Below are 17,864 nucleotides of genomic sequence, written 5' to 3' on the forward strand. Positions count from 1 at the left end.
CCACCGAGCTATGGTTTGTTCATTATCGACTCGCGTGCGCAAGGTTATTCCGCTGTACTACCCAACATCAGTATAGTGACAGCAGTCCGTCGGAACATCGTTCGACGGGCTGGAAAACAGGACAATCATGCAAGATACGGCGAAATATCTGATACATGCCGACATCACGGCGGCGGGAGTCGTCGAGCGGAGCGACGTCGTCGGCGCGGTGTTCGGCCAGACGGAAGGGCTACTCGGCGACGAACTGGACCTGCGGGACCTGCAGGACTCGAAGAAGGTCGGCCGCATCGACGTGGAAATACGCTCTGAGGGAGGACAGTCCTTCGGTGAGATCACCGTCGCGAGCGGCCTCGACAGAGTTGAGACGGCGATTCTCGCCGCAGCACTGGAGACCATCGAACAGGTGGGGCCGTGTCGCGCCGAAATCGAGGTCTCAGAAATAGAAGACGTACGCAGCGCCAAGCGGCGCGAAGTCGTCGAGCGCGCGACAGAACTCCTGAATGACTTCGAGGAGAAATCGATCCAGACCGAAGACATCGTCGAGACGGTCAGACAGCAGGTCCGGGTCGCCGATGTGACCGACTACGAGGGACTCCCGGCCGGCCCGCGGGTGGCCGACTCCGACGCGATTGTCGTCGTCGAGGGTCGCTCGGACGTGATGCAACTGCTCAAATACGGCATCAAAAACGCCGTCGCGGTCGAGGGAACGGACGTCCCTGACGCTATCGCGGACCTGACGGCCGGCCGGACAGTGACTTCGTTCCTCGACGGCGACCGCGGCGGGGACCTCATTCTGAAGGAGCTCGCGCAGGTCGGCGACGTGGACTACGTCGCTGTCACTCCCACCGGCAAGTCCGTCGAGGACCTCTCACGCAGCGAGGTGATGTCGGCGCTCCGGGACAAGGTGCCGTACGAGACGGTCGCAAGCGCCAAGAGCCTCGACAGCATCCGCGAGGAGATGTCCCATCCCGGGGAGTCGACGACCGCTGACGGCGGTGCCGTGGCGGCCGCGATGTCGGAGGACACCGCTGACAGCCAGCCCGCACCCGGTCCGCAGGCCGGGTCGGCGCAGGCCGAAACAACCGATGAGGCGACGAGCGTAACGGACCACTCGAACGCAACCGCTGTGGCTGACGACGCGACAGACGAGGGCGCGACCGAAGGCGGCGAGGAACAGATCATCCCCTCGCTTTCGGACCACATCGAAGCCGTTATTCAGAACCATAGCGGGGCGGCCAGGCTGGTCGACGAGGACGCGACGCTGCTCGCTGAGGGCGACGCCGACGACGTCGTCTCGCTGCTGGAAGCGGCCGAAGAAGTCCCCAGAACCGTCGTCATCGACAGCGACTGTACGCAGAAGCTCCTTGACGTCGCTGCCCAGCGCGGCGTCGGGGTCGTCGTCGCCGCTGGCCACGGCGAGTACGTCAAACAGCCGACGGCCGTGCAGGTTCGCGTCGAGGGCTAGAGGTCCCGGACGAGCAACACGCCGTCGCCGTCGTTGTAGTGGTCGGGTAGCTCGTCGGCGACCGAGAACTCGAACCCGTCGTAGAAGGAGCGCGCTCGCTCGTCGTCCGCGCGGGCGGTGAGTCTGATCGTCTCGAACCCACCAGTCCGGAGTCTGTCGAGCAGCCCGTCCATCAGTACCGTCCCAAGTCCCTGCCCCTGCTTTCCGGGCGCGATAGCGAACTCCGCCAGGTACGCGACCGGGCGGTCCGGCACCACCAGTGCGTAGCCGACCGGCTCGCCGATGTCGAGGACCAGCACGAGCGGCGGACCGTCGATTCCGACGCCGAGGAGTTCCGGCCACGGCTCGTCGAGCGCGTTCGCCTGGATGGCCCGGAGACGAACCTCGTCTTCGGGGCGGGCCTCGCGGATCATAGGAGTCCGACGGCCAGCACGGCGCCGGCCCCGGTCAGCGCGGCCGCCAGGGTCGCGAGCATGTTGACGCCCTGGTTGCCGACGACCGAGCCCTCGACGGTCGCGCCCAGCAGGCTGTCGACAGTCATACCGACCAGCCCACACAGGAGGATGACGCCGCCGCCGACCGTGCCGATGTCCTGGGTGAGCGCGGCGATGCCGGCGATGATGCCCGCGCCGACGGCTCCAGCGGCAACGCCCTGCCAGGTCACGCCGCCGTCAGTGCCCGGCTCGACGGGCTTGAGCGTCGTAATGAGCCGCGGGTTGTCGTAGAGCCCGCCGAACTCACTGGAGAACGTGTCGGTCATCGCGGCGGCGACGGCCCCGGCGAACGCATAGAAGAACAGCAGCGGGTTGACGGCGATGTGGCTCGGGCTCGCTGCCGCAGCGACGACAGCGAACAGCGCGATGATGGAGTTCGCGAGCACGTTCCCGCTCCCGCGTGCGCCCTCGTTCTCCTCGGCGATGCCACGATCCAGTTTCTCCTCGTAACGATACTTAGTCGAGAGGCCACCGAGTCCGAAGAAGGAAATCAGCATCGCGAACCAGCCGAAGCCGCCGAGCACGATAGTCAAAAATGAGAGGAGGACGCCAGTGAGCATCCCGGGAAGGGATGCGGTGTCGAGCGCGTAGGAGAGATAGCCGAGCAGTACTGTCACGGCGAGCGCGATGACGACGCGCTGTGCCGTCACCGACGGGTCGAGTTCGAAAAACAGCCACAGCAGCAGTCCCACCGTGAGCATCACGAGCGGGTCGTCCCGCTCGAACAGCACCGAACGAAGCAGTGCGGCGACGAACGCACCGCTGGCGGCAAGAAACAGCACGAGCGGAAGGTCGACAGCGGCCGCTCCCTCGCCGACGGCGGCCAGGACTTGCGTTCCGAGCACCTGCCCCGCGACGCCGGCGACGAAGCCGACGAGCACGAAGCCGGCGGTCGCGACGACATCATCAGATCGGACGGTGTACGCGAGCCGCTGACCGAGGTTCCCGTAGGCGACGATGACGACGACGCCGACGAACACCGGGACCGGTAAGCTGAACCGGACGGCCAGGAGTGCGAGTCCGGCGGCGGCAAGCGAGAAGGCCGCCAGGCCGTACAGTTTCCCGTCCTCGTAGTCACCGGGACGCGCGAACAGGTCGAACAGCGGCGAGTCCTGCCCGATGACCGTCACGCCGAGCGCGGCGACGAGGACGAAGGGCGCGATAGCGGCGACAGTCGCGAGTTCGAGCGAGCGAAAGCCCGTTGCGGCCGGGACGACGACCGCGAGGGTCCCCACGGCGGCGAACGCGCCTGCCCGACGGACTGTGCCAGTCACGTCCCACCGGTATCCCCGAGAGGCACTTACCCTTTCCGAACTTCAGGGGACGGTACCGTGGGATTTACCGGGGCTGTCAGCATACCGGCGGGCGTGGGACTATACGACCGATATCTCGCAGCGCGCGTTCGGCGCAGCGACGCCGACCTGCCCGAGACGGTCGCGCTGGTAATCACGGAGCGGGATCTGCTGGGAGACGGTGCGTACCGGACGCTAGAGCGTTTCTTCGACTGGGCCGTCCAGTACGGTGCCGATACCGTCGTCGTCTACGTAAGCGTTCTCGACGAGGAGGCGATCCCGACGCTCCAGCGCGAACTCGAAAACGTCACCGCGCCACGGGAGATAGCGGTCAGAGTACCGGACGACGAAACGACGGCCGACGCACCGATTCAGATTTCCATCGGTCTCGGCGGGCAGTCGGAGTTCGCGACGGCCGTCCAGAAACTCGCGGAAAACGTCGACGCGGGTACGCTCGACCCGGACGACATCGACGAGGCCGCGGTCGAAGAGCACCTCGTCTTCCCGACCGACCCGGATCTCGTCATCAAGACCGGGGCCGAGCGGCTCTCCGATTTCATGATCTGGCAGTCCGTCTATTCGGAGCTGTATTTCACCGACGTGAACTGGCAGAACTTCAGGCTTCGAGATTACTTGCGGGCGTTGCGGGATTACCAGGAGCGCCAGCGGCGGTTCGGTCGGTAAGAGGTCAGTCTGCGATTTCGTACTCGTCCTCAAGTTGCTCACGCTCGGCGCTCGGGAGCGCGTCCCGGAACCGTCCGAGCATCCGTTTGGCCGTCGGGAGTTCCGACTGCTCGATGGCACGAACCAGTGCCAGCGAGCGGCGGGCACGGGTCGTCCGCCAGGACTGCTCGCGGTTCTGGTACGTCCGGATCGCTCGCAGGAAGTCGACTTTTCGGAACTCGGGCCAGTAGGGGGTACAGAAGAACGTGGCAGCCTCGTTGCCGTTGGCGTGCCACGGCAGGAAGTTCGAGGTGCGTTCGTCGCCGCCCGTCCGGACAATGAGGTCGACATCGCGGGTCGGTCCTTCGTAGAGCCGCTCCTCGATAGTCTCCGCGGAGACATCCGTCGGATTGAGGGTCCCGCTCTCGACGGCAGCGGCGACGTCGCGGGCCGCACCGAGCAGTTCCGCCCGGCCGCCGTATGCCAGCGCGACGTTGAGGTTGAGCTGGTCGTACTGGGCGGTTCGCCCCTCAGCGTAGTCGATGGCGTCCTGGACTCGCTCGGGAAGCATCTCCGTCTCGCCGATGGCGCGGATACACACACCGGCCTCGTGGACCCGGTCAGCGTCGGCAAACGTCCGGAGCTTCTGTTCGACGAGATCGAAGATGTGCTCCCGTTCCTCGGGGTCGCGGTCGAAGTTCTCCGTCGAGAACGCGTACAGGGTCACCTCACGAATGTCGAGTTCGTCACACCAGTTCAGGAGCGCCTCCGTCGTTTCGGCCCCTTCTGTGTGGCCCTCCTGCTTCTCGGCCCCTTGTTTCTCGGCGTAGCGCCGGTTCCCGTCCTGAATGACGGCGACGTGGTCCGGCGTTCCTGACAGTTCCCACTGGAGCAATCGCTCGTAGGCCGCATAACCCAATCGCTTCCCCCTCGATAGCATCGTTGTATACATTTCAACCACTCAATAAGGGCTTTGTGGAAGGGACCGGGTACAGTTATTTCCCGCCTAATCTGTCGAAATATATCCGCATAGTTTTAATACACCCCGGCTTAACGTTCGAATTGCAATGGCGACCGGTACGGTAGACTTCTTCAACGACACAGGCGGTTACGGTTTCATCGATACCGAAGACTCCGACGAGGACGTCTTCTTCCACATGGAGGACATCGAAGGTCCTGACCTCGAGGAGGGGCAAGAAGTGGAATTCGAGATTGAGCAGGCCGACAAAGGCCCGCGCGCGAAAAACCTCACGCGGCTGTAACCATGGCGACAGGCACTGTAGACTTCTTCAACGATACGGGTGGCTACGGTTTCATCGAAACCGACGATGCCGACGAAGACGTGTTCTTCCACATGGAAGACGTCGGCGGCCCGGACTTAGAAGAAGGGCAAGAAGTCGAATTCGACATCGAACAGGCAGACAAAGGCCCGCGAGCGAAGAACCTCACGCGACTGTAAGCGAGGACGGCTCGCTTTTCGACGGGTTTGGTGCTCGACTGAGCGGCGCTACTCGACAGCGCAGCGGCGCTGTCGCCACGCCGCCTCTCGAACCGAATATCTTCGGGTAGACCGATCAGCGCTCCGAATCCGAAGTGTCTTAGGGACAGCGATGCCGACCGCATGGTATGAGCGAGGCCGACGCACTCGACGAGGAGCTCTACCGCCGGACCAAACAACTGCTTGAGCCCGGCGAGATTCAACTCAACGGCGCTGTCGTCCACACGGAGTACGACGGCAGCGACGAGATCGAGATGATGCAGGCCACCATCGAGGTCGGCGAACTCATCGCCGAAGGCGCGGGCCTGGACCCGAAGGACACGTACGTCTACTCCGGCAGCGACGACCCCGAGTTCGCGTCGAACCAGCACCAGGGCCTCACGCTGGACGGCGAGGAGTTCGTCTGGGAGTGCCAGCAGCTCCTGCGCAACGGCTCCTTCGATCTGGTGTTCTACTACGAGGCCAGCGCTGACCACGACGGCATTCTCGCCGCCATCGAGGACGCTGGCTACGCGGTCACCGGTGTCGAAGGCGAGTAACCGCGTCGTACTGTCGGATGGAAGCCTTTCAAGAATGTCGCCACTCCCAGGGTGGCGAATAGCTGTACGAAGTTACGTCCAACAGTATCAGTCGCCAGTCGCCAGCCGTTCCTGGCAGTTGTGACAGTAGGTGTAGTCGGGGCCGTTCGCTGCGCCACAGATACGACAGGTCGTGGCCTCGACGGCGGCCTGTTCGAAGTAGGCGTTGAGCTGGCCGGTGTCGCGACCGTTACGTCGACCACTGAACTGCTCGACGAGCGTGTCGTGTGCGGCGTAGTCCATGAGCCGAAACATGAGGACAAACCACAGCGGCACCCCTATCAGGACGAACAGGTAGACCAGCAGCCGGACCGCCAGTTCGGCTGTCGAGATTGCCACGCGTGAGTTAGGGGCGGAAGGGGGTAAAACGCTCCGGCGATCCGGACACTGGTACCGGCTGTCCCGGACTGTTTTTATTCGCAGGCCCCCCAGATTCCAGCATGAGCGAAGACCTCGGGACAGTTGACCGGGCGGTGTTGAACGCCTTCCAGGGCGGCTTCCCGGTCGTCGAACGGCCGTTCGGACCGGCCGCGGCGGCCCTCGCCGACCACGGCGTCGATATCGACGCGGACGAGCTGTTAGCGCGCGTACAGGAACTCGACGATGCGGGCGTGCTCACGCGGTTCGGGGCACTCATCAACGCCGAGGCTATCGGCGGTACCGCCACGCTCGTCGCAACTCACGCCCCCGAGGACAGCTACGACGAACACGCCGAGATGATAAACGCACACCCGGAGGTCGCGCACAACTACGAACGCGAGCACCCGCATCTGAACATGTGGTTCGTCCTCTCGGTGGCAGAGGAAGGCCGGGTCGAGGAGGTCCTGGCAGAAATCGAGGCCGAAACCGGCGAGGAGACGTACAACCTCCCGAAACAGCAGGAGTTCCACGTCGGCGCGAAGTTCCCCGTCGAGGGGCCACAGACCCAGGGCATCGACTGTTCGGACCTGGGACCGGACGTGACGCCGACTGACAGTCAGTCCCTTACCGCCGACGAACTGGACCTCGTGTTGGAAATCCAGGACGGCCTGCCGATTACCGCCACGCCGTATGCCGACGTGGCCGACGAAATCGACGCCGACGTCGACTGGGTGCTGGAGACGATACAGCGGTTCAACATGGAAGGGAAGGTCCGCCGCGTCGGCGTCATCCCGAACCACTACGCGCTGGGCTACAGCGAGAACGGGATGACCGTCTGGGACGTGCCCGACGAGGTCATCGACGAGGTGGGGCCGGCCATCGCCGAGTTCGACTTCGTGACCCACTGCTACGAGCGGCCGCGCCACGACGGCGTCTGGCCGTACAACTTCTTCGCGATGACCCACGGGCGAAGCGAAGCGGAGAGCCAGGAGCGCATCCAGCAGGTCCGCGACCGGATGGCCGACCACTGGGACGTGTCCGAGGACGACTGGGACACGCTGTTCTCGACGCGCATCCTGAAGAAGACGGGAATCAGGCTGGACGAACGAGCGCGGCAGAACACAGAGACGGCGTGACCGTGTCCGCTTGGTGTAGCAGCGCCAGATCAGGAGGGGAGCACCGATGATTCCGCTCATGCACGACTTCGAGGGCGAGACAGTGCTCGTCGTCGGTGGCGGTCCGGTCGGTGCGCGCAAGGCCCGAACGTTCGCCACGGAGGCGAGCGTCGTCGTCCTCAGTCCCGAGTTCGCCGACCGGGCGTTCGCGGACGCCGAAAAGGTCCGGGCAGCCCCGGACCCCGAGGATGCCGAAGACTGGGTCGAGCGGATCGACCCGGCGCTGGTCGTCGCCGCGACGGACGACTCGGCCCTGAACGACGCCTTCACCGCGGCTGCCAAGGACCACGGTGCACTCGTCAATCGAGCCGACGACCACGGGGACCAGTCGTTCGGCAGCGTCGTCGTTCCGGCGACGGTGCGGGACGACCCCGTGACGCTGGCGGTTGCGACCGGCGGGCGCGCGCCGGCGCTGTCGAAGCACCTCCGTGAGCGCGTCGAAGACGAGTTCGACAACGCCGGTTTGATGGCGGAGCTCGTTGGCGACCTCCGCGAGGACCTCCGTGACCGGGGCGTCCCGCCGGCCGAACGGCGTGACGCCGTTAGACTCGTTGTCAGGTCACGGGAAGTTTGGAAGGCTTTAGATAGTGGCAGGTACAAAGGGCACCAAGTAGCTAGAGACGTGATCGGAGAGTTACCTGGTGATCAAACGTGAGAGGGGACACTGGTGCAATCGTTGGGGTCTGTATCTCCCATGAGCGCGCAAGCGTCGACCAACTAGAGACCGCTGCGGCGGACAGCGAGCGCCACGCCGTCGAATCCCTGCTCGCGAACCCCGAGGTCGAGGAAGCGATTGCCCTGCAGACGTGTAACCGCACCGAGGGGTACGTCGTCGTCTCTGATCACGAGGACGGGCTCGACGCGCTCGAACTGTTTACCCGCGCTGTGCCCGATGATGTCGTCGTCGAGATGGGTCACGAGGAGAGTCTCCGCCACTTGCTCCGGGTGGCCGCCGGGCTCGAATCGATTGTGCTGGGCGAGGACCAGATCCTCGGCCAGCTTCGGACCGCCTACGAGACCGCCCGCGGTGTCGGCGGCATCGGACCGATGCTGGAAGACGGTGTCACGAAAGCGATCCACGTCGGCGAGCGCGCTCGCACAGAGACGAAAATCAACGAGGGCGTCGTCTCGATTGCCTCCGCCGCGGTTCGCCTGCTCAAACAGGAGTGTTCGCTGACGGACGGGACAGCGCTCGTCGTCGGTGCCGGCGAGATGGGCCAACTCGCCGCGAAGGCGCTCAGCGAGGAAGTAGACCGGCTGCTCGTGGCTAATCGGACAGTGCCACACGCCGAGCACGTCGCCGAATCGGTCGATATCGACGCCAGTGCGGTTGCGCTCGACGGGATCGAAGCGGCCGTTTCCGAGGCCAGTGCCGTCATCTCGGCGACGGGGAGCGGCGACCAGGTGTTCGATATCGGGACCTTCAGCGATGCTGGTGACGTATCTATCGTCGATATTGCCCAGCCGCGTGACGTTCCGGCCGGCGCGGACCGACTCCCGTCGGTGACGGTGTACGACCTCGACGCGCTGGAGTCGGTGACCGCCGAAACGCGGAACAAGCGGCAGCGAGCCGCTGAAGCGGTCGAACGTATCGTCGACGAAGAGTTCGACCGGCTGCTCACGCAGTACAAGCGCAAGCGCGCTGACAGGGTCATCTCGACGATGTACGAGAGCGCCGAGCAGGTCAAGGCGGCAGAGATAAACAGCGCGCTCTCGGCGGCTGACTTCGACGATGACCAGGCGGAAGTCATCGAAGCGATGGCCGACGCCATCGTCTCGCAGATCCTCGCCGCGCCGACCAAGAGCCTGCGCGACGCCGCGGAGGAGGACGACTGGTCGACGATTCATACGGCGCTCCAGTTGTTCGACCCGGACTTCGGCGGCCCGGACCAGGCCACCCCGCCCGAGTTCACCCAGGGCATGTCGGTCGACGACATCCCCGACGGCATGCGCGACGAGATCCCGAACGCGATGCTCGACCGGCTCTCCGACGACTGACCACGCCCACCTTTTTGCCCACGCCGTCCGACGTATCCGATATGGCAGACCTGCTCTCTGATGAAGAGATTAGCGACCGGCTACCCGAGGAGTGGACCCGCGACGCCGACGAAATCGTGCGCGTCTTCGAGTTCGACGGCTATTTGGACGCGTCGGGCTTTCTGAGCGCCGCCGCTGGCCTCGCCGAGGACGCGTGGCATCACCCGGAGATGACCATCCGCTGGGGCGAGGTCGAAGTCCGACTCACGACCCACGACGCCGGTGGCATCACCGAGAACGACATCGATCTCGCCGAGCGGCTGAACGGCATCCACGACTGACGGTGTGACCGTGGACACCACCGATGGACTCGCGTCGCTCCGGCCGACCGACCCCGAGGGGGCGACCACACGGTACGTCTTTCGGGTCGAAATCCGGCTGGAGCCGGACGCGGATGGGCTGTGGACTGACCCCGACCGGTTCGAGACGACGCTGTATCGAGCGGCCGACACCCCGGGGACCGGTGGCTGGCTGTTCTTCCGGGACACGCTCTGGCGGGGCGAACTGGCCGACGAACCGCACTTCCGTCGGCTTGTCGAGGACGAACTCGGCTGCCCGGTCGTCTCGGCGTCGTTCCGTGAACTCCGGACCGAGGAGGCGTACTTCGACGCGCTAAAAGCCGAAATCGCCGACGACCTGGCTCTGTTCAACGCTGATTCGGTCAGCGAAGTGCTCAACAAGTACCTCGGCAGCTCGATCCGTGTGGCGTGAAAAGAAACGTCGCTGCGTAGTCAGTGTTTACAGCGGTGTTATACGCATCAAAACTGGTAGTAGGGTCGTGTTTAGTTAGCAGCATTGTGCCAGACGGCAAAGGTTCGTAACCATGTTTCAGCTGTTTCTGGTTCGACGTGGCTAAAACAGTTTGAAAAAGAAGACGTTCGTCGTTTTACCTCTCGAAACACACGTTCGATACTATTCCGATTTCCGTGGAGTTCGTATCTGAAATCGAGGCCGTGTCGTTGCAGTGCTGTTTTGAGCCAGTCCGCATCATCGACGAGAAACACGGCGTCGTCGACGCTGTGTTTCTCGCGGAGTTCTCCGAGAAAGATTTCGGTCAGCGCTGTAGTGTACGTGGTAAAGAGCCGGATATGGAGAAATCTGTTCGTGTCAGGATCGACGGCGGCGTACAGCCAGTACTGCTGATCGTTGATGCGAATCACGCTCTCGTCAAGCGCAACCTGATTCGGAGCTTCACCGCTATCTGGCTGTAAATCAGCTTTCTGTACCCAATCGTGGACGGCCTTTCGAGAGCGCTGGACACCCAACTTATCAAGAACAGATATTGTATTCGAAAGTGATAGTCCCGCAACGTGCATCTGAATACCGAGCTTCATCGCTCGCTCGGGTGTCCGCTCACGCTCCACAAAATCCAAATCAATCCACTCGCTACTACCGTTGAGGCGTGTGATTTCGGCCATGGACAGCAGAAATCACACTCGCCTCACTTTTCATCCTTAACTAAACACCGCCGGTAGTAGGGCCCGAAAGACTTTATTAGAAAATCCCCAATAAAATCACCCCTCATGACCACCGACTATGATTTCTGGCTGTTCGACCTCGACGGGACGCTCGTCGATATCGAGCAAGCCTACCCCCGGAAAGTGATGGGTGCCGTCGGCGACCGCCTCGGCGTCGAGTTCACGGACCGGGAGCGGGATGCGCTCTGGTACGGGTTCGGTGGGACACGGTCACAGACACTCGCGGAGCGCGATATCGACCAGCAGGAGTTCTGGCGGCTGTTCCACGAGGAGGAAGACCCCATTTCCCGGGCCGAGGCGACGTATCTCTACGACGACGCCGAGGCGTTCCTCGCCACCCTCGATACACCGGTCGGACTGGTCACGCACTGCCAGCAGTACCTCACCGAACCGGTGCTCGATCACCTCGACATCGCCGACTGGTTCGAGACGGTCGTCTGCTGTGACGACGACATCGGCTGGAAGCCCGACCCGAAGCCGGTGGAGTTGGCGATGCGGGAGATGGATGTCTGGTACAGCGGTCACCGCGGCGTGCTGGCCGGGGACAATCCGTCAGACATCGGTGCAGCGTGGAACGCGGGCCTCGACGGGGTCCACGTCGGTCGGCGGTCCCCGGCGGAGATGGGTCGGTGCGTGCGCGGCGACAGGCGCGTCGCCTCGCTGCTCGATCTGGCGTCGTCTCAGGGGAGGTAGTCCCAGTTTTCCACGGTAACAGTCGTTCCGGCATCGATACCAGTTTCGTCTGCAGGCACGGATATCCAACCGTCGGCTCGGGTCACCGTAGCGAGGTCAACGCCAGGAAGTGGCGACGCCGAGGTGTCGTTCACAGCGACCGGAGTAAACGTCCTGACCGCGCCCTGACTGTCGACCTGCTCCGTCAGCGTGGCTCGTGTCTCCGGATGCTCAGACAGCGGTGCATCGGCAAACGCCTTCAGTAGCGGACGAAGGAGTTGTACCGCACCGACACGGGCTGCACTCGGCGACTCCGGCAACAGCAGGACCGGACGGTCCTCGACGACGGCGACTCCCGTCCGCTGGCCGGGGTCGATATCGACGTAGTCGGTGAACACTTCGCCGAGGTCCGCAACTACCTCTCGAAGCGTGTCCCCCGGCTCGGTCCCGGTGATGACGAGCGCATCACGGGTGAGGTCGCGCTGGACGGCCATCCGGAGCGCCGGTGCGTCGTCGGCGACGGGGTCCCGGTAGGTCACCTTCCCGCCCCACCGGTCGACGTACTGCGCCAGCGTGAACCCCGCTGTCTCGACCTCGTGGGCTGCGCTGGCGTCCGCCCGGAGTTCGTCGCCAGTCGGTACGATTCCGACCTGCGGTCGCTGGCGGGCGAGTAGCTCGGAGACGCCGGTCGCACGCAGCAGTCCCACGTCACCGGGCCGTACCTGATGCCCCTGGTCGAAGACGGTGTCATCGACCGAGATACCTGCCTCCTCGACGGGTTTGTTCGCCGTCGCATCTGTCGCCAGGACTCGTCCGACAGCGACGGAGAGCGGAATCCTGTCTGTCCGGTCGACGGGAACGGCGAAGCTACCGAGCTGTCTGCGGGCAGTCTCCAGCGCGAGCGACTCGGCCTCCGACGGCGGGGAGCCAGCCATACCCTTGCTAGTGGGTACTGTGGCAAAAACGCCCCGAGTGGCCACGGCCCATCTGTCACTTGTCCACATGGACCGGGAACGCTTTTGTTCGGTCCGATTCGGAGTGGCCGTATGGTCCTCCCGCAACTGGTCGCCATCGTGTTCCTGTCCATCGGCGGTTTCCTCCTCGTCCGCGGCGGCCGGGAACTCCGAACGGTGTTCCACATCCTCCGGAACGATCCGGTCCCGGTGCGCTCGCTCGACGGGCACACGGGCCCCGTCGAAATCACCGGCACAGCTATCGCCGACGAGGACGCCCGGACAGTCACGGCCCCCTTCACCGGCAGCGAGTGTCTGGTCTACACCTACGAGGTCGAGGAGTACCGGTCGTCGGGGAAACACTCCAGTTGGGAGACGCTGGATGAGGGACAGGCCGGCGTCGATTTCATCGTTGACGACGGGAACGCTCGCGTCCGAGTAGATCCCGACGGAGCGGACGTGCGGTTCGAGTCCCAGTCGGTGACGGTGTCCCCTGGAACTGAACTCCCCGAGCGCCTGGCCGACTACGTCGAGCGGACGGAGGGCGTCGAGGCACAGGACGGCTCCGTGAATCTGCTCGTCACTGAGATCAGCCTGGGGAACAAGCAGCGCTTCACCGAGCGCCGGCTGGATGTCGGTGAAGACGTGTACGTGTACGGCCAGGCGATGGGCGGCCCCGCAACAGCGTGGGGGAGCAATCTGGTCGACGCCGTCGTCGGAGACGGTGACGGGACGCCGGTATTCGTCATCTCCGACACCAGCGAGCGTGGCACTGCCCGGCGGATTGTTCGCGGCGCTATCGCTGAAACTGTGTTCGGTCTTGTCGCCCTTATGATCGGCAGCGCCGCCCTCCTCTCCGTCATCCTGCAGTAGCAGAGACCGTCGGGTTTACCACTGCGTACCACTTAGACGGGCGTATGCCAGCCCTGCGTGAAGCGCTTCGGGACCTTCCCGAAGCCGTGTTCGCGGACGTGCTCGAATCCGAGGACGAATACCTGCTCGTGCTCGATCTGCCGGGTGTGACCGCGGACACAATCGACGTGACTGTTGAAGGGGGCCGTCTTCGTATCGACGGGCAACGGACCAAGGACGTGCCCGGGGAGTTCACGTTCGTCCGCGAGGACCGTTCCGTGTTCCTCGACGCCGAGCTCCCGCTCCCGCCGGACACGACCGGGCAGGGCGGGGAGGGGACCGTGGAAAACGGCGTCCTCGAGCTCCGCCTGCCGAAGGCGACAGCCGCACCGAGCACTACAATCCCGATCGACGGGGACTGACCCAGAGGTGGCAAGCCGGTGAATCTTCGCGCGTACTGGCGGTTCCTCGTCGTCGCTCGCCACTTCCTGCCCCTGTTGGTCGCGTACGCACGAGACCGGAAGCGGTTCTTCGTGGTCGGCTCATCGCGCCGCGTCACGCCTGAACAGCGCCGCAAGCGCGCCCAGCAACTGCTCGACTCGCTGCTGACGCTCGGGCCGACGTTCATCAAACTCGGACAGATCCTCTCGACCCGGCCGGACGTCCTGCCGCCGGAGTACATCGAGGAGTTCTCCAAGTTGCAGGACCGGGTGCCACCGGCGGACTGGGACGAGGCACGGCTCGTCATCGAGGACGAACTGGGCTCCGTCGACGACCGCTTCGACGAGTTCGAGACTGAGGCGATAAGCGGCGCGTCGCTCGGCCAGGTGTATCTGGCGGAGGTCGACGGCGAGAAGGTCGCCGTCAAGATCCGCCGGCCCGGTATCGAGACGCTCGTCGAGGCCGACCTGCGGGTCGTCCGCTGGTCGCTCCCGCTGTTGATGTATTTCATCGACGACTCCCGGTCATTCTCGCTGGAGACGCTGGCCGACGAGTTCTCGAAGACCATCCGCGAGGAGATGGACTACCAGCGGGAGGGCCGCATGCTCACCGAGATCCGGGAGAACTTCAGGGACAACGACCGTATCTGTATCCCCAAGGTCAAGGAGTCCCACTCCACACAGCGCGTCCTGACGATGGAGTACGTTCCGGGCACGAAGATCAACGACATCGACAGCCTCGATGCGGGCGGTATCGACCGGACGGAACTGGCCGAGACGCTCCAGCGGGCGTACCTCCAGATGATAATCGACGACGGCGTGTTCCACGCCGACCCTCACCCGGGTAACCTCGCAGTCCAGGACGACGGGACGCTCGTCTTCTACGATTTCGGGATGTCCGGCCGGGTCGACCCGTTCGTGCAGGACAAGATCATCGACTTCTACGCCGCCGTCGCCGACCAGGACATCGACGCCATCCTCGACGCCCTCATCGAGATGGGGACGCTCTCGCCGGAGGCCGACCGGCAGGTGATGGGCGACGTGATGGAACTGGCCATCGCCGACGCCCGTGGCGAGGACATCGAGCAGTACCGCGTCCAGCAGATCATCCAGCAGGTCGAGGATACCATCTACGAGTTCCCGCTTCGGCTCCCGGCGAACCTGGCGCTCGTTTTGCGCGTCGCCACTGTCGTCGAAGGCGTCTGTGTCACGCTCGACGAGGACTTCGACTTCATCGGCGTCGCCACCGACTATCTCCGCGAAGAGGGGTACCTCGCCGAGGGCGTCCGGAACTTCATCGAGGACCGGGCGACCGAAGTCTCCGATGCGACCCGGTCAGCCGTCCGAATCCCGCCGAAACTGGAGTCCGCCCTCGACAGGGTCGAGCGGGAGGACTTCCGCGTACAGGCCGATATCGAGGACTCCGACGGCCTGCTCGCGACGATGACGAAGCGACTCATCCTCGGGATGTTGCTCGCGAGCACGCTGTTCTCGACAGCGTTCCTGTACACGCAGGCGTCGCTGCCGGCCACCGGTGTCGGCATCGCCGGAACTGTCGGCCTGTCCCTGGCGCTGTGGTGGTCGTTCCGTACGAAGAAGGCCGTCCGCGCCAAGCCACAGTTCACGCGACAGAGCATGCGCGAGCAAGACCGGGAGAGTCCGGGCGGGCTCAACACCTCCTTCGGCGAGGACACCGACGACGCCTACAGCGGCGACTGAACGCCCTCCGGCTATACGGTCAGAGACGTTTTTCGAAGTGGACGAGTTCGTACGCCCCCTGCGTCGACCGGCTGACTTCCTGATACCCTTCGTCGCGGTAGAACGCGACCGCGGCGGGCTGGCTCTGCGATGTCGTCGCAAGCAGGACATCGTAGCCCCGCGCGGCCACTTGTTGTTCGAGCTTGTGGAGGAGGCTGCGACCGTAGCCGCGCCGTTGCCGGGACGGGGCGACCCGCATTCGGTGGAGTTCAGCCGCGCCGGGCACGGTTCGCTCGTCCGCGTGGCCGACTTCGTTCGGCAGGAAGCCACCCATTGCGGCCAGACTCCCGTCGAACGTCTCAGGAAGTTCGTCGTCAGCGGCGGAAACGACGCCGACGAGAAACGCGCCGCCGGTGTCGAAATACCGCGTCTCGACGTTTTGCAGGTCCGACGTTCCGGGGATGTCACTGGGGTCGTTTCCGGTCGCTCGCATGGCCCACTCGTGGAGACACCAGACGGCGTCGGCGTCCCGGTCGTCGTAGGACCGAAACTGAATCGGGTCGGTCATCGAATATGTTCTGGACGGCCATTGTCGAAGAGAGTCTTTAATTCTACCCTATCAGAGTATGGTTCTATTATAGCCGCCTGAATTTATCCGGAACGTTCAGTATTCAGTGTCTGGTATAGGGGGTATGAGAAAATTCGGTGGTACGTGCTGGGTGCAAACCCCGGTTCGCGGACGCGATACGTCGGTACCTTTACGATCAGGGTGGAGTGTGGGTCGACAATGACAGCCCCAGCAACGAACAACGTGGTGCTGGTCACGGTCGACTCGCTGCGGGCGGACGCACTGGGTGGCACTGACAGCGTCTCCCCCGTCATGGACTCGCTCGCCGAGTCGGGCGTCGTCTTCGAAAACGCTGTTGCACAGGGGAACTGGACGCCGTTCTCGTTCCCTAGCATTCACGGGTCACGCCCGGTGTTTGCGGAAAGCGAGGACATCGGCCTTGCATCGACGCCGACGCTGGCCGAGCAGGTGTCCGATGCCGGTATCGAGACGGCGGGGTTCAACGCCGCAAACGGCTTTCTCACCGACCACTGGGGGTACGACCGCGGGTTCGACGAGTTTGAGCCCTTCGTCGACAGCGGCGGCTACAGCAAGTACCTGGCGGCCCATCCGACCGTTCAGGCGTGGGTCCAGCTGGGAACCTCGCCGTTCCGGCGCGCCGCGACCGTTCTCAGCGGCGGGTCCGACGAGCGGCCCTTCGCCGACGTGTCCCGAATGGGTGACCTCGAAGACCACGCCACCGAGTTCATAGAGACGACCGACGGGCCGTTCTTCCTGTGGGTCCACTACATGGACACGCACACCCCGTACGTGCCGGCCCCGCGGCACATCCGAGAGGTGTCGGACAACCACTTCGGCGTCCTCCGGATGCTCAGCTCCCACCTCCGAACCGGGCTGGGCTGGGAAGTCGACAACCGGACGCTAGAGACGCTCCGGACGCTGTACGAGGCGACAGTCCGGCAGGTCGACGCCAGTGTCGGCCGGCTCCTCGACACGCTTGAAGCTGAGGGGTACCGGGACGATACGGCCGTCGTTGTCGCCGGCGACCACGGTGAGGAGTTCCTCGAACACGGCCATCTCGCTCACTACCCCAAGCTCTATCGGGAACTCATCGACGTTCCCTATATCGTCTCGACGCCGGAAAGCGAAGGCCAGTCGGTCGAGACCCCGGTCGGCCTCGACACAATCGCGCCGACAGTGTGCGATCTGCTGTCACTCACGTCGGCGGAGGAGTGGAACGGGGCTTCCGTCGCCCCAGCTATCCACGGCGCGGATATCGAGGACCGCGGTCCCATCGTCTCCGCAGCGGTCCGGGGTGAGAGCGTGACAAGCCAGCCGATTCCGCGGAGCCGTGCGGACGGGGAACTCCTCCTCAGCGCACGCGACGAGCGATACACGTACATCGAGTTCACGGAATCCGGCCGACAGGAGCTGTACGACCGGACGAACGACCCCGAGGAACAGGTCGATCTATGCTCGGAGTCGACGGACACCGCCCCGCCTTCGACCGTCCTCGACCGGCTCTCGGATGCTGTCGCCGAACACCTCGCCGAACTCGACAGCGACGGGACGGGGCCCGGAAACACCGAGGCGTCCGACGAGATAACAGCACGACTAAAGGCGCTCGGTTATCAGTAAGGC

Annotated in this window: 22 protein-coding genes; 15 read left to right on the forward strand and 7 right to left on the reverse strand. The window is 64.2% G+C overall.

What is annotated here, in order from left to right; all coding sequences use genetic code 11:
• Positions 1-127 precede the first annotated feature (127 nt).
• Complete coding sequence (gene dnaG, locus ACOZ4H_RS06295) at positions 128-1,465, forward strand: DNA primase DnaG (protein WP_424328486.1); 1,338 nt, start codon at positions 128-130, stop codon at positions 1,463-1,465.
• Here the strand turns inward: dnaG and ACOZ4H_RS06300 are convergent.
• Positions 1,462-1,878, reverse strand: coding sequence for a GNAT family N-acetyltransferase (locus ACOZ4H_RS06300; protein WP_424328487.1), 417 nt, complete (start codon positions 1,876-1,878; stop codon positions 1,462-1,464). The two genes, dnaG and ACOZ4H_RS06300, sit on opposite strands and share 4 nt — an antisense overlap.
• On the reverse strand, positions 1,875-3,233 hold the full coding sequence (locus ACOZ4H_RS06305) for a DUF92 domain-containing protein (protein ID WP_424328488.1): 1,359 nt from the start codon (positions 3,231-3,233) through the stop codon (positions 1,875-1,877). The genes ACOZ4H_RS06300 and ACOZ4H_RS06305 overlap by 4 nt, the downstream gene beginning before the upstream one ends.
• 93 nt (positions 3,234-3,326) lie before the next feature.
• Here ACOZ4H_RS06305 and ACOZ4H_RS06310 point away from each other — a divergent pair, with 93 nt between their 5' ends.
• Positions 3,327-3,935, forward strand: coding sequence for an undecaprenyl diphosphate synthase family protein (locus tag ACOZ4H_RS06310; RefSeq protein ID WP_424328489.1), 609 nt, complete (start codon positions 3,327-3,329; stop codon positions 3,933-3,935).
• 4 nt (positions 3,936-3,939) lie between these two features.
• Here the strand turns inward: ACOZ4H_RS06310 and uppS are convergent, their stop codons facing one another.
• Entirely contained in the window at positions 3,940-4,866 is a 927-nt protein-coding gene (uppS, locus tag ACOZ4H_RS06315) for a polyprenyl diphosphate synthase (RefSeq protein WP_424328490.1), read from the reverse strand.
• Between the two features lie 115 nt (positions 4,867-4,981).
• On the opposite strand from uppS, the gene ACOZ4H_RS06320 reads away from it, so the two are divergent.
• From ACOZ4H_RS06320 to ACOZ4H_RS06330, 3 genes are all read left to right on the forward strand, one after another.
• A complete protein-coding gene (locus tag ACOZ4H_RS06320) occupies positions 4,982-5,176 on the forward strand; it encodes a cold-shock protein (protein WP_008312646.1) in 195 nt (64 codons plus the stop codon).
• Between the two features lie 2 nt (positions 5,177-5,178).
• Positions 5,179-5,373, forward strand: coding sequence for a cold-shock protein (locus tag ACOZ4H_RS06325; protein WP_004591449.1), 195 nt, complete (start codon positions 5,179-5,181; stop codon positions 5,371-5,373).
• Positions 5,374-5,540: 167 nt separating this feature from the next.
• The gene (locus ACOZ4H_RS06330; protein WP_424328491.1) at positions 5,541-5,951 is read left to right on the forward strand and encodes a DUF5778 family protein; all 411 of its coding nucleotides are present in this window, start codon (positions 5,541-5,543) and stop codon (positions 5,949-5,951) included.
• An 87-nt stretch (positions 5,952-6,038) separates the two neighbouring features.
• Here the strand turns inward: ACOZ4H_RS06330 and ACOZ4H_RS06335 are convergent, their stop codons facing one another.
• A complete protein-coding gene (locus tag ACOZ4H_RS06335) occupies positions 6,039-6,329 on the reverse strand; it encodes a DUF7577 domain-containing protein (protein ID WP_008312651.1) in 291 nt (96 codons plus the stop codon).
• A 101-nt stretch (positions 6,330-6,430) separates the two neighbouring features.
• Here ACOZ4H_RS06335 and ACOZ4H_RS06340 point away from each other — a divergent pair, with 101 nt between their 5' ends.
• The 5 genes from ACOZ4H_RS06340 to lwrS are packed head-to-tail and all read left to right on the forward strand — an operon-like array spanning position 6,431 to position 10,273.
• Entirely contained in the window at positions 6,431-7,486 is a 1,056-nt protein-coding gene (locus tag ACOZ4H_RS06340) for an Lrp/AsnC family transcriptional regulator (protein ID WP_424328492.1), read from the forward strand.
• A gap of 46 nt (positions 7,487-7,532) precedes the next feature.
• Positions 7,533-8,180, forward strand: a complete 648-nt coding sequence (locus ACOZ4H_RS06345; RefSeq protein ID WP_424328493.1) for a precorrin-2 dehydrogenase/sirohydrochlorin ferrochelatase family protein — start codon at positions 7,533-7,535, stop codon at positions 8,178-8,180.
• Positions 8,177-9,523, forward strand: a complete 1,347-nt coding sequence (hemA, locus tag ACOZ4H_RS06350) for a glutamyl-tRNA reductase (protein WP_424328494.1) — start codon at positions 8,177-8,179, stop codon at positions 9,521-9,523. The genes ACOZ4H_RS06345 and hemA overlap by 4 nt, the downstream gene beginning before the upstream one ends.
• Positions 9,524-9,564: 41 nt before the next feature.
• Positions 9,565-9,843 carry a 4a-hydroxytetrahydrobiopterin dehydratase gene (locus tag ACOZ4H_RS06355; protein ID WP_424328495.1) on the forward strand — a complete coding sequence of 93 codons (279 nt, stop codon included), beginning with the start codon at positions 9,565-9,567 and terminating at the stop codon, positions 9,841-9,843.
• Positions 9,844-9,853: 10 nt separating this feature from the next.
• Positions 9,854-10,273, forward strand: a complete 420-nt coding sequence (gene lwrS / locus ACOZ4H_RS06360) for an LWR-salt protein (RefSeq protein WP_424330347.1) — start codon at positions 9,854-9,856, stop codon at positions 10,271-10,273.
• Between the two features lie 71 nt (positions 10,274-10,344).
• On the opposite strand, the gene ACOZ4H_RS06365 is transcribed toward lwrS, so the two are convergent.
• The gene (locus ACOZ4H_RS06365) at positions 10,345-10,980 is read right to left on the reverse strand and encodes an IS6 family transposase (RefSeq protein WP_424328496.1); all 636 of its coding nucleotides are present in this window, start codon (positions 10,978-10,980) and stop codon (positions 10,345-10,347) included.
• Between the two features lie 105 nt (positions 10,981-11,085).
• On the opposite strand from ACOZ4H_RS06365, the gene ACOZ4H_RS06370 reads away from it, so the two are divergent.
• Entirely contained in the window at positions 11,086-11,733 is a 648-nt protein-coding gene (locus tag ACOZ4H_RS06370) for an HAD family hydrolase (protein WP_424328497.1), read from the forward strand.
• Here the strand turns inward: ACOZ4H_RS06370 and ACOZ4H_RS06375 are convergent.
• Entirely contained in the window at positions 11,721-12,647 is a 927-nt protein-coding gene (locus tag ACOZ4H_RS06375) for a molybdopterin-binding protein (protein WP_424328498.1), read from the reverse strand. The two genes, ACOZ4H_RS06370 and ACOZ4H_RS06375, sit on opposite strands and share 13 nt — an antisense overlap.
• Before the next feature lie 111 nt (positions 12,648-12,758).
• Here ACOZ4H_RS06375 and ACOZ4H_RS06380 point away from each other — a divergent pair, with 111 nt between their 5' ends.
• The 3 genes from ACOZ4H_RS06380 to ACOZ4H_RS06390 are packed head-to-tail and all read left to right on the forward strand — an operon-like array spanning position 12,759 to position 15,676.
• Complete coding sequence (locus ACOZ4H_RS06380; protein ID WP_424328499.1) at positions 12,759-13,538, forward strand: GIDE domain-containing protein; 780 nt, start codon at positions 12,759-12,761, stop codon at positions 13,536-13,538.
• 44 nt (positions 13,539-13,582) lie between these two features.
• The gene (locus ACOZ4H_RS06385) at positions 13,583-13,939 is read left to right on the forward strand and encodes an Hsp20/alpha crystallin family protein (RefSeq protein WP_424328500.1); all 357 of its coding nucleotides are present in this window, start codon (positions 13,583-13,585) and stop codon (positions 13,937-13,939) included.
• 18 nt (positions 13,940-13,957) lie between these two features.
• Positions 13,958-15,676 (forward strand): ABC1 kinase family protein, encoded by a 1,719-nt coding sequence (locus tag ACOZ4H_RS06390; RefSeq protein ID WP_424328501.1) that lies wholly within the window; start codon positions 13,958-13,960, stop codon positions 15,674-15,676.
• A 19-nt stretch (positions 15,677-15,695) separates the two neighbouring features.
• Here ACOZ4H_RS06390 and ACOZ4H_RS06395 read toward each other — a convergent pair whose 3' ends face one another.
• Positions 15,696-16,223, reverse strand: a complete 528-nt coding sequence (locus ACOZ4H_RS06395) for a GNAT family N-acetyltransferase (RefSeq protein ID WP_424328502.1) — start codon at positions 16,221-16,223, stop codon at positions 15,696-15,698.
• A gap of 219 nt (positions 16,224-16,442) precedes the next feature.
• Between ACOZ4H_RS06395 and ACOZ4H_RS06400 the strand changes: the two genes are divergently transcribed.
• Positions 16,443-17,861 (forward strand): sulfatase-like hydrolase/transferase, encoded by a 1,419-nt coding sequence (locus ACOZ4H_RS06400; protein WP_424328503.1) that lies wholly within the window; start codon positions 16,443-16,445, stop codon positions 17,859-17,861.
• Positions 17,862-17,864 lie beyond the last annotated feature (3 nt).

Source organism: Haloarcula amylolytica, assembly GCF_049705545.1.
Classification (GTDB): Archaea; Halobacteriota; Halobacteria; order Halobacteriales; family Haloarculaceae; genus Haloarcula; species Haloarcula amylolytica_B.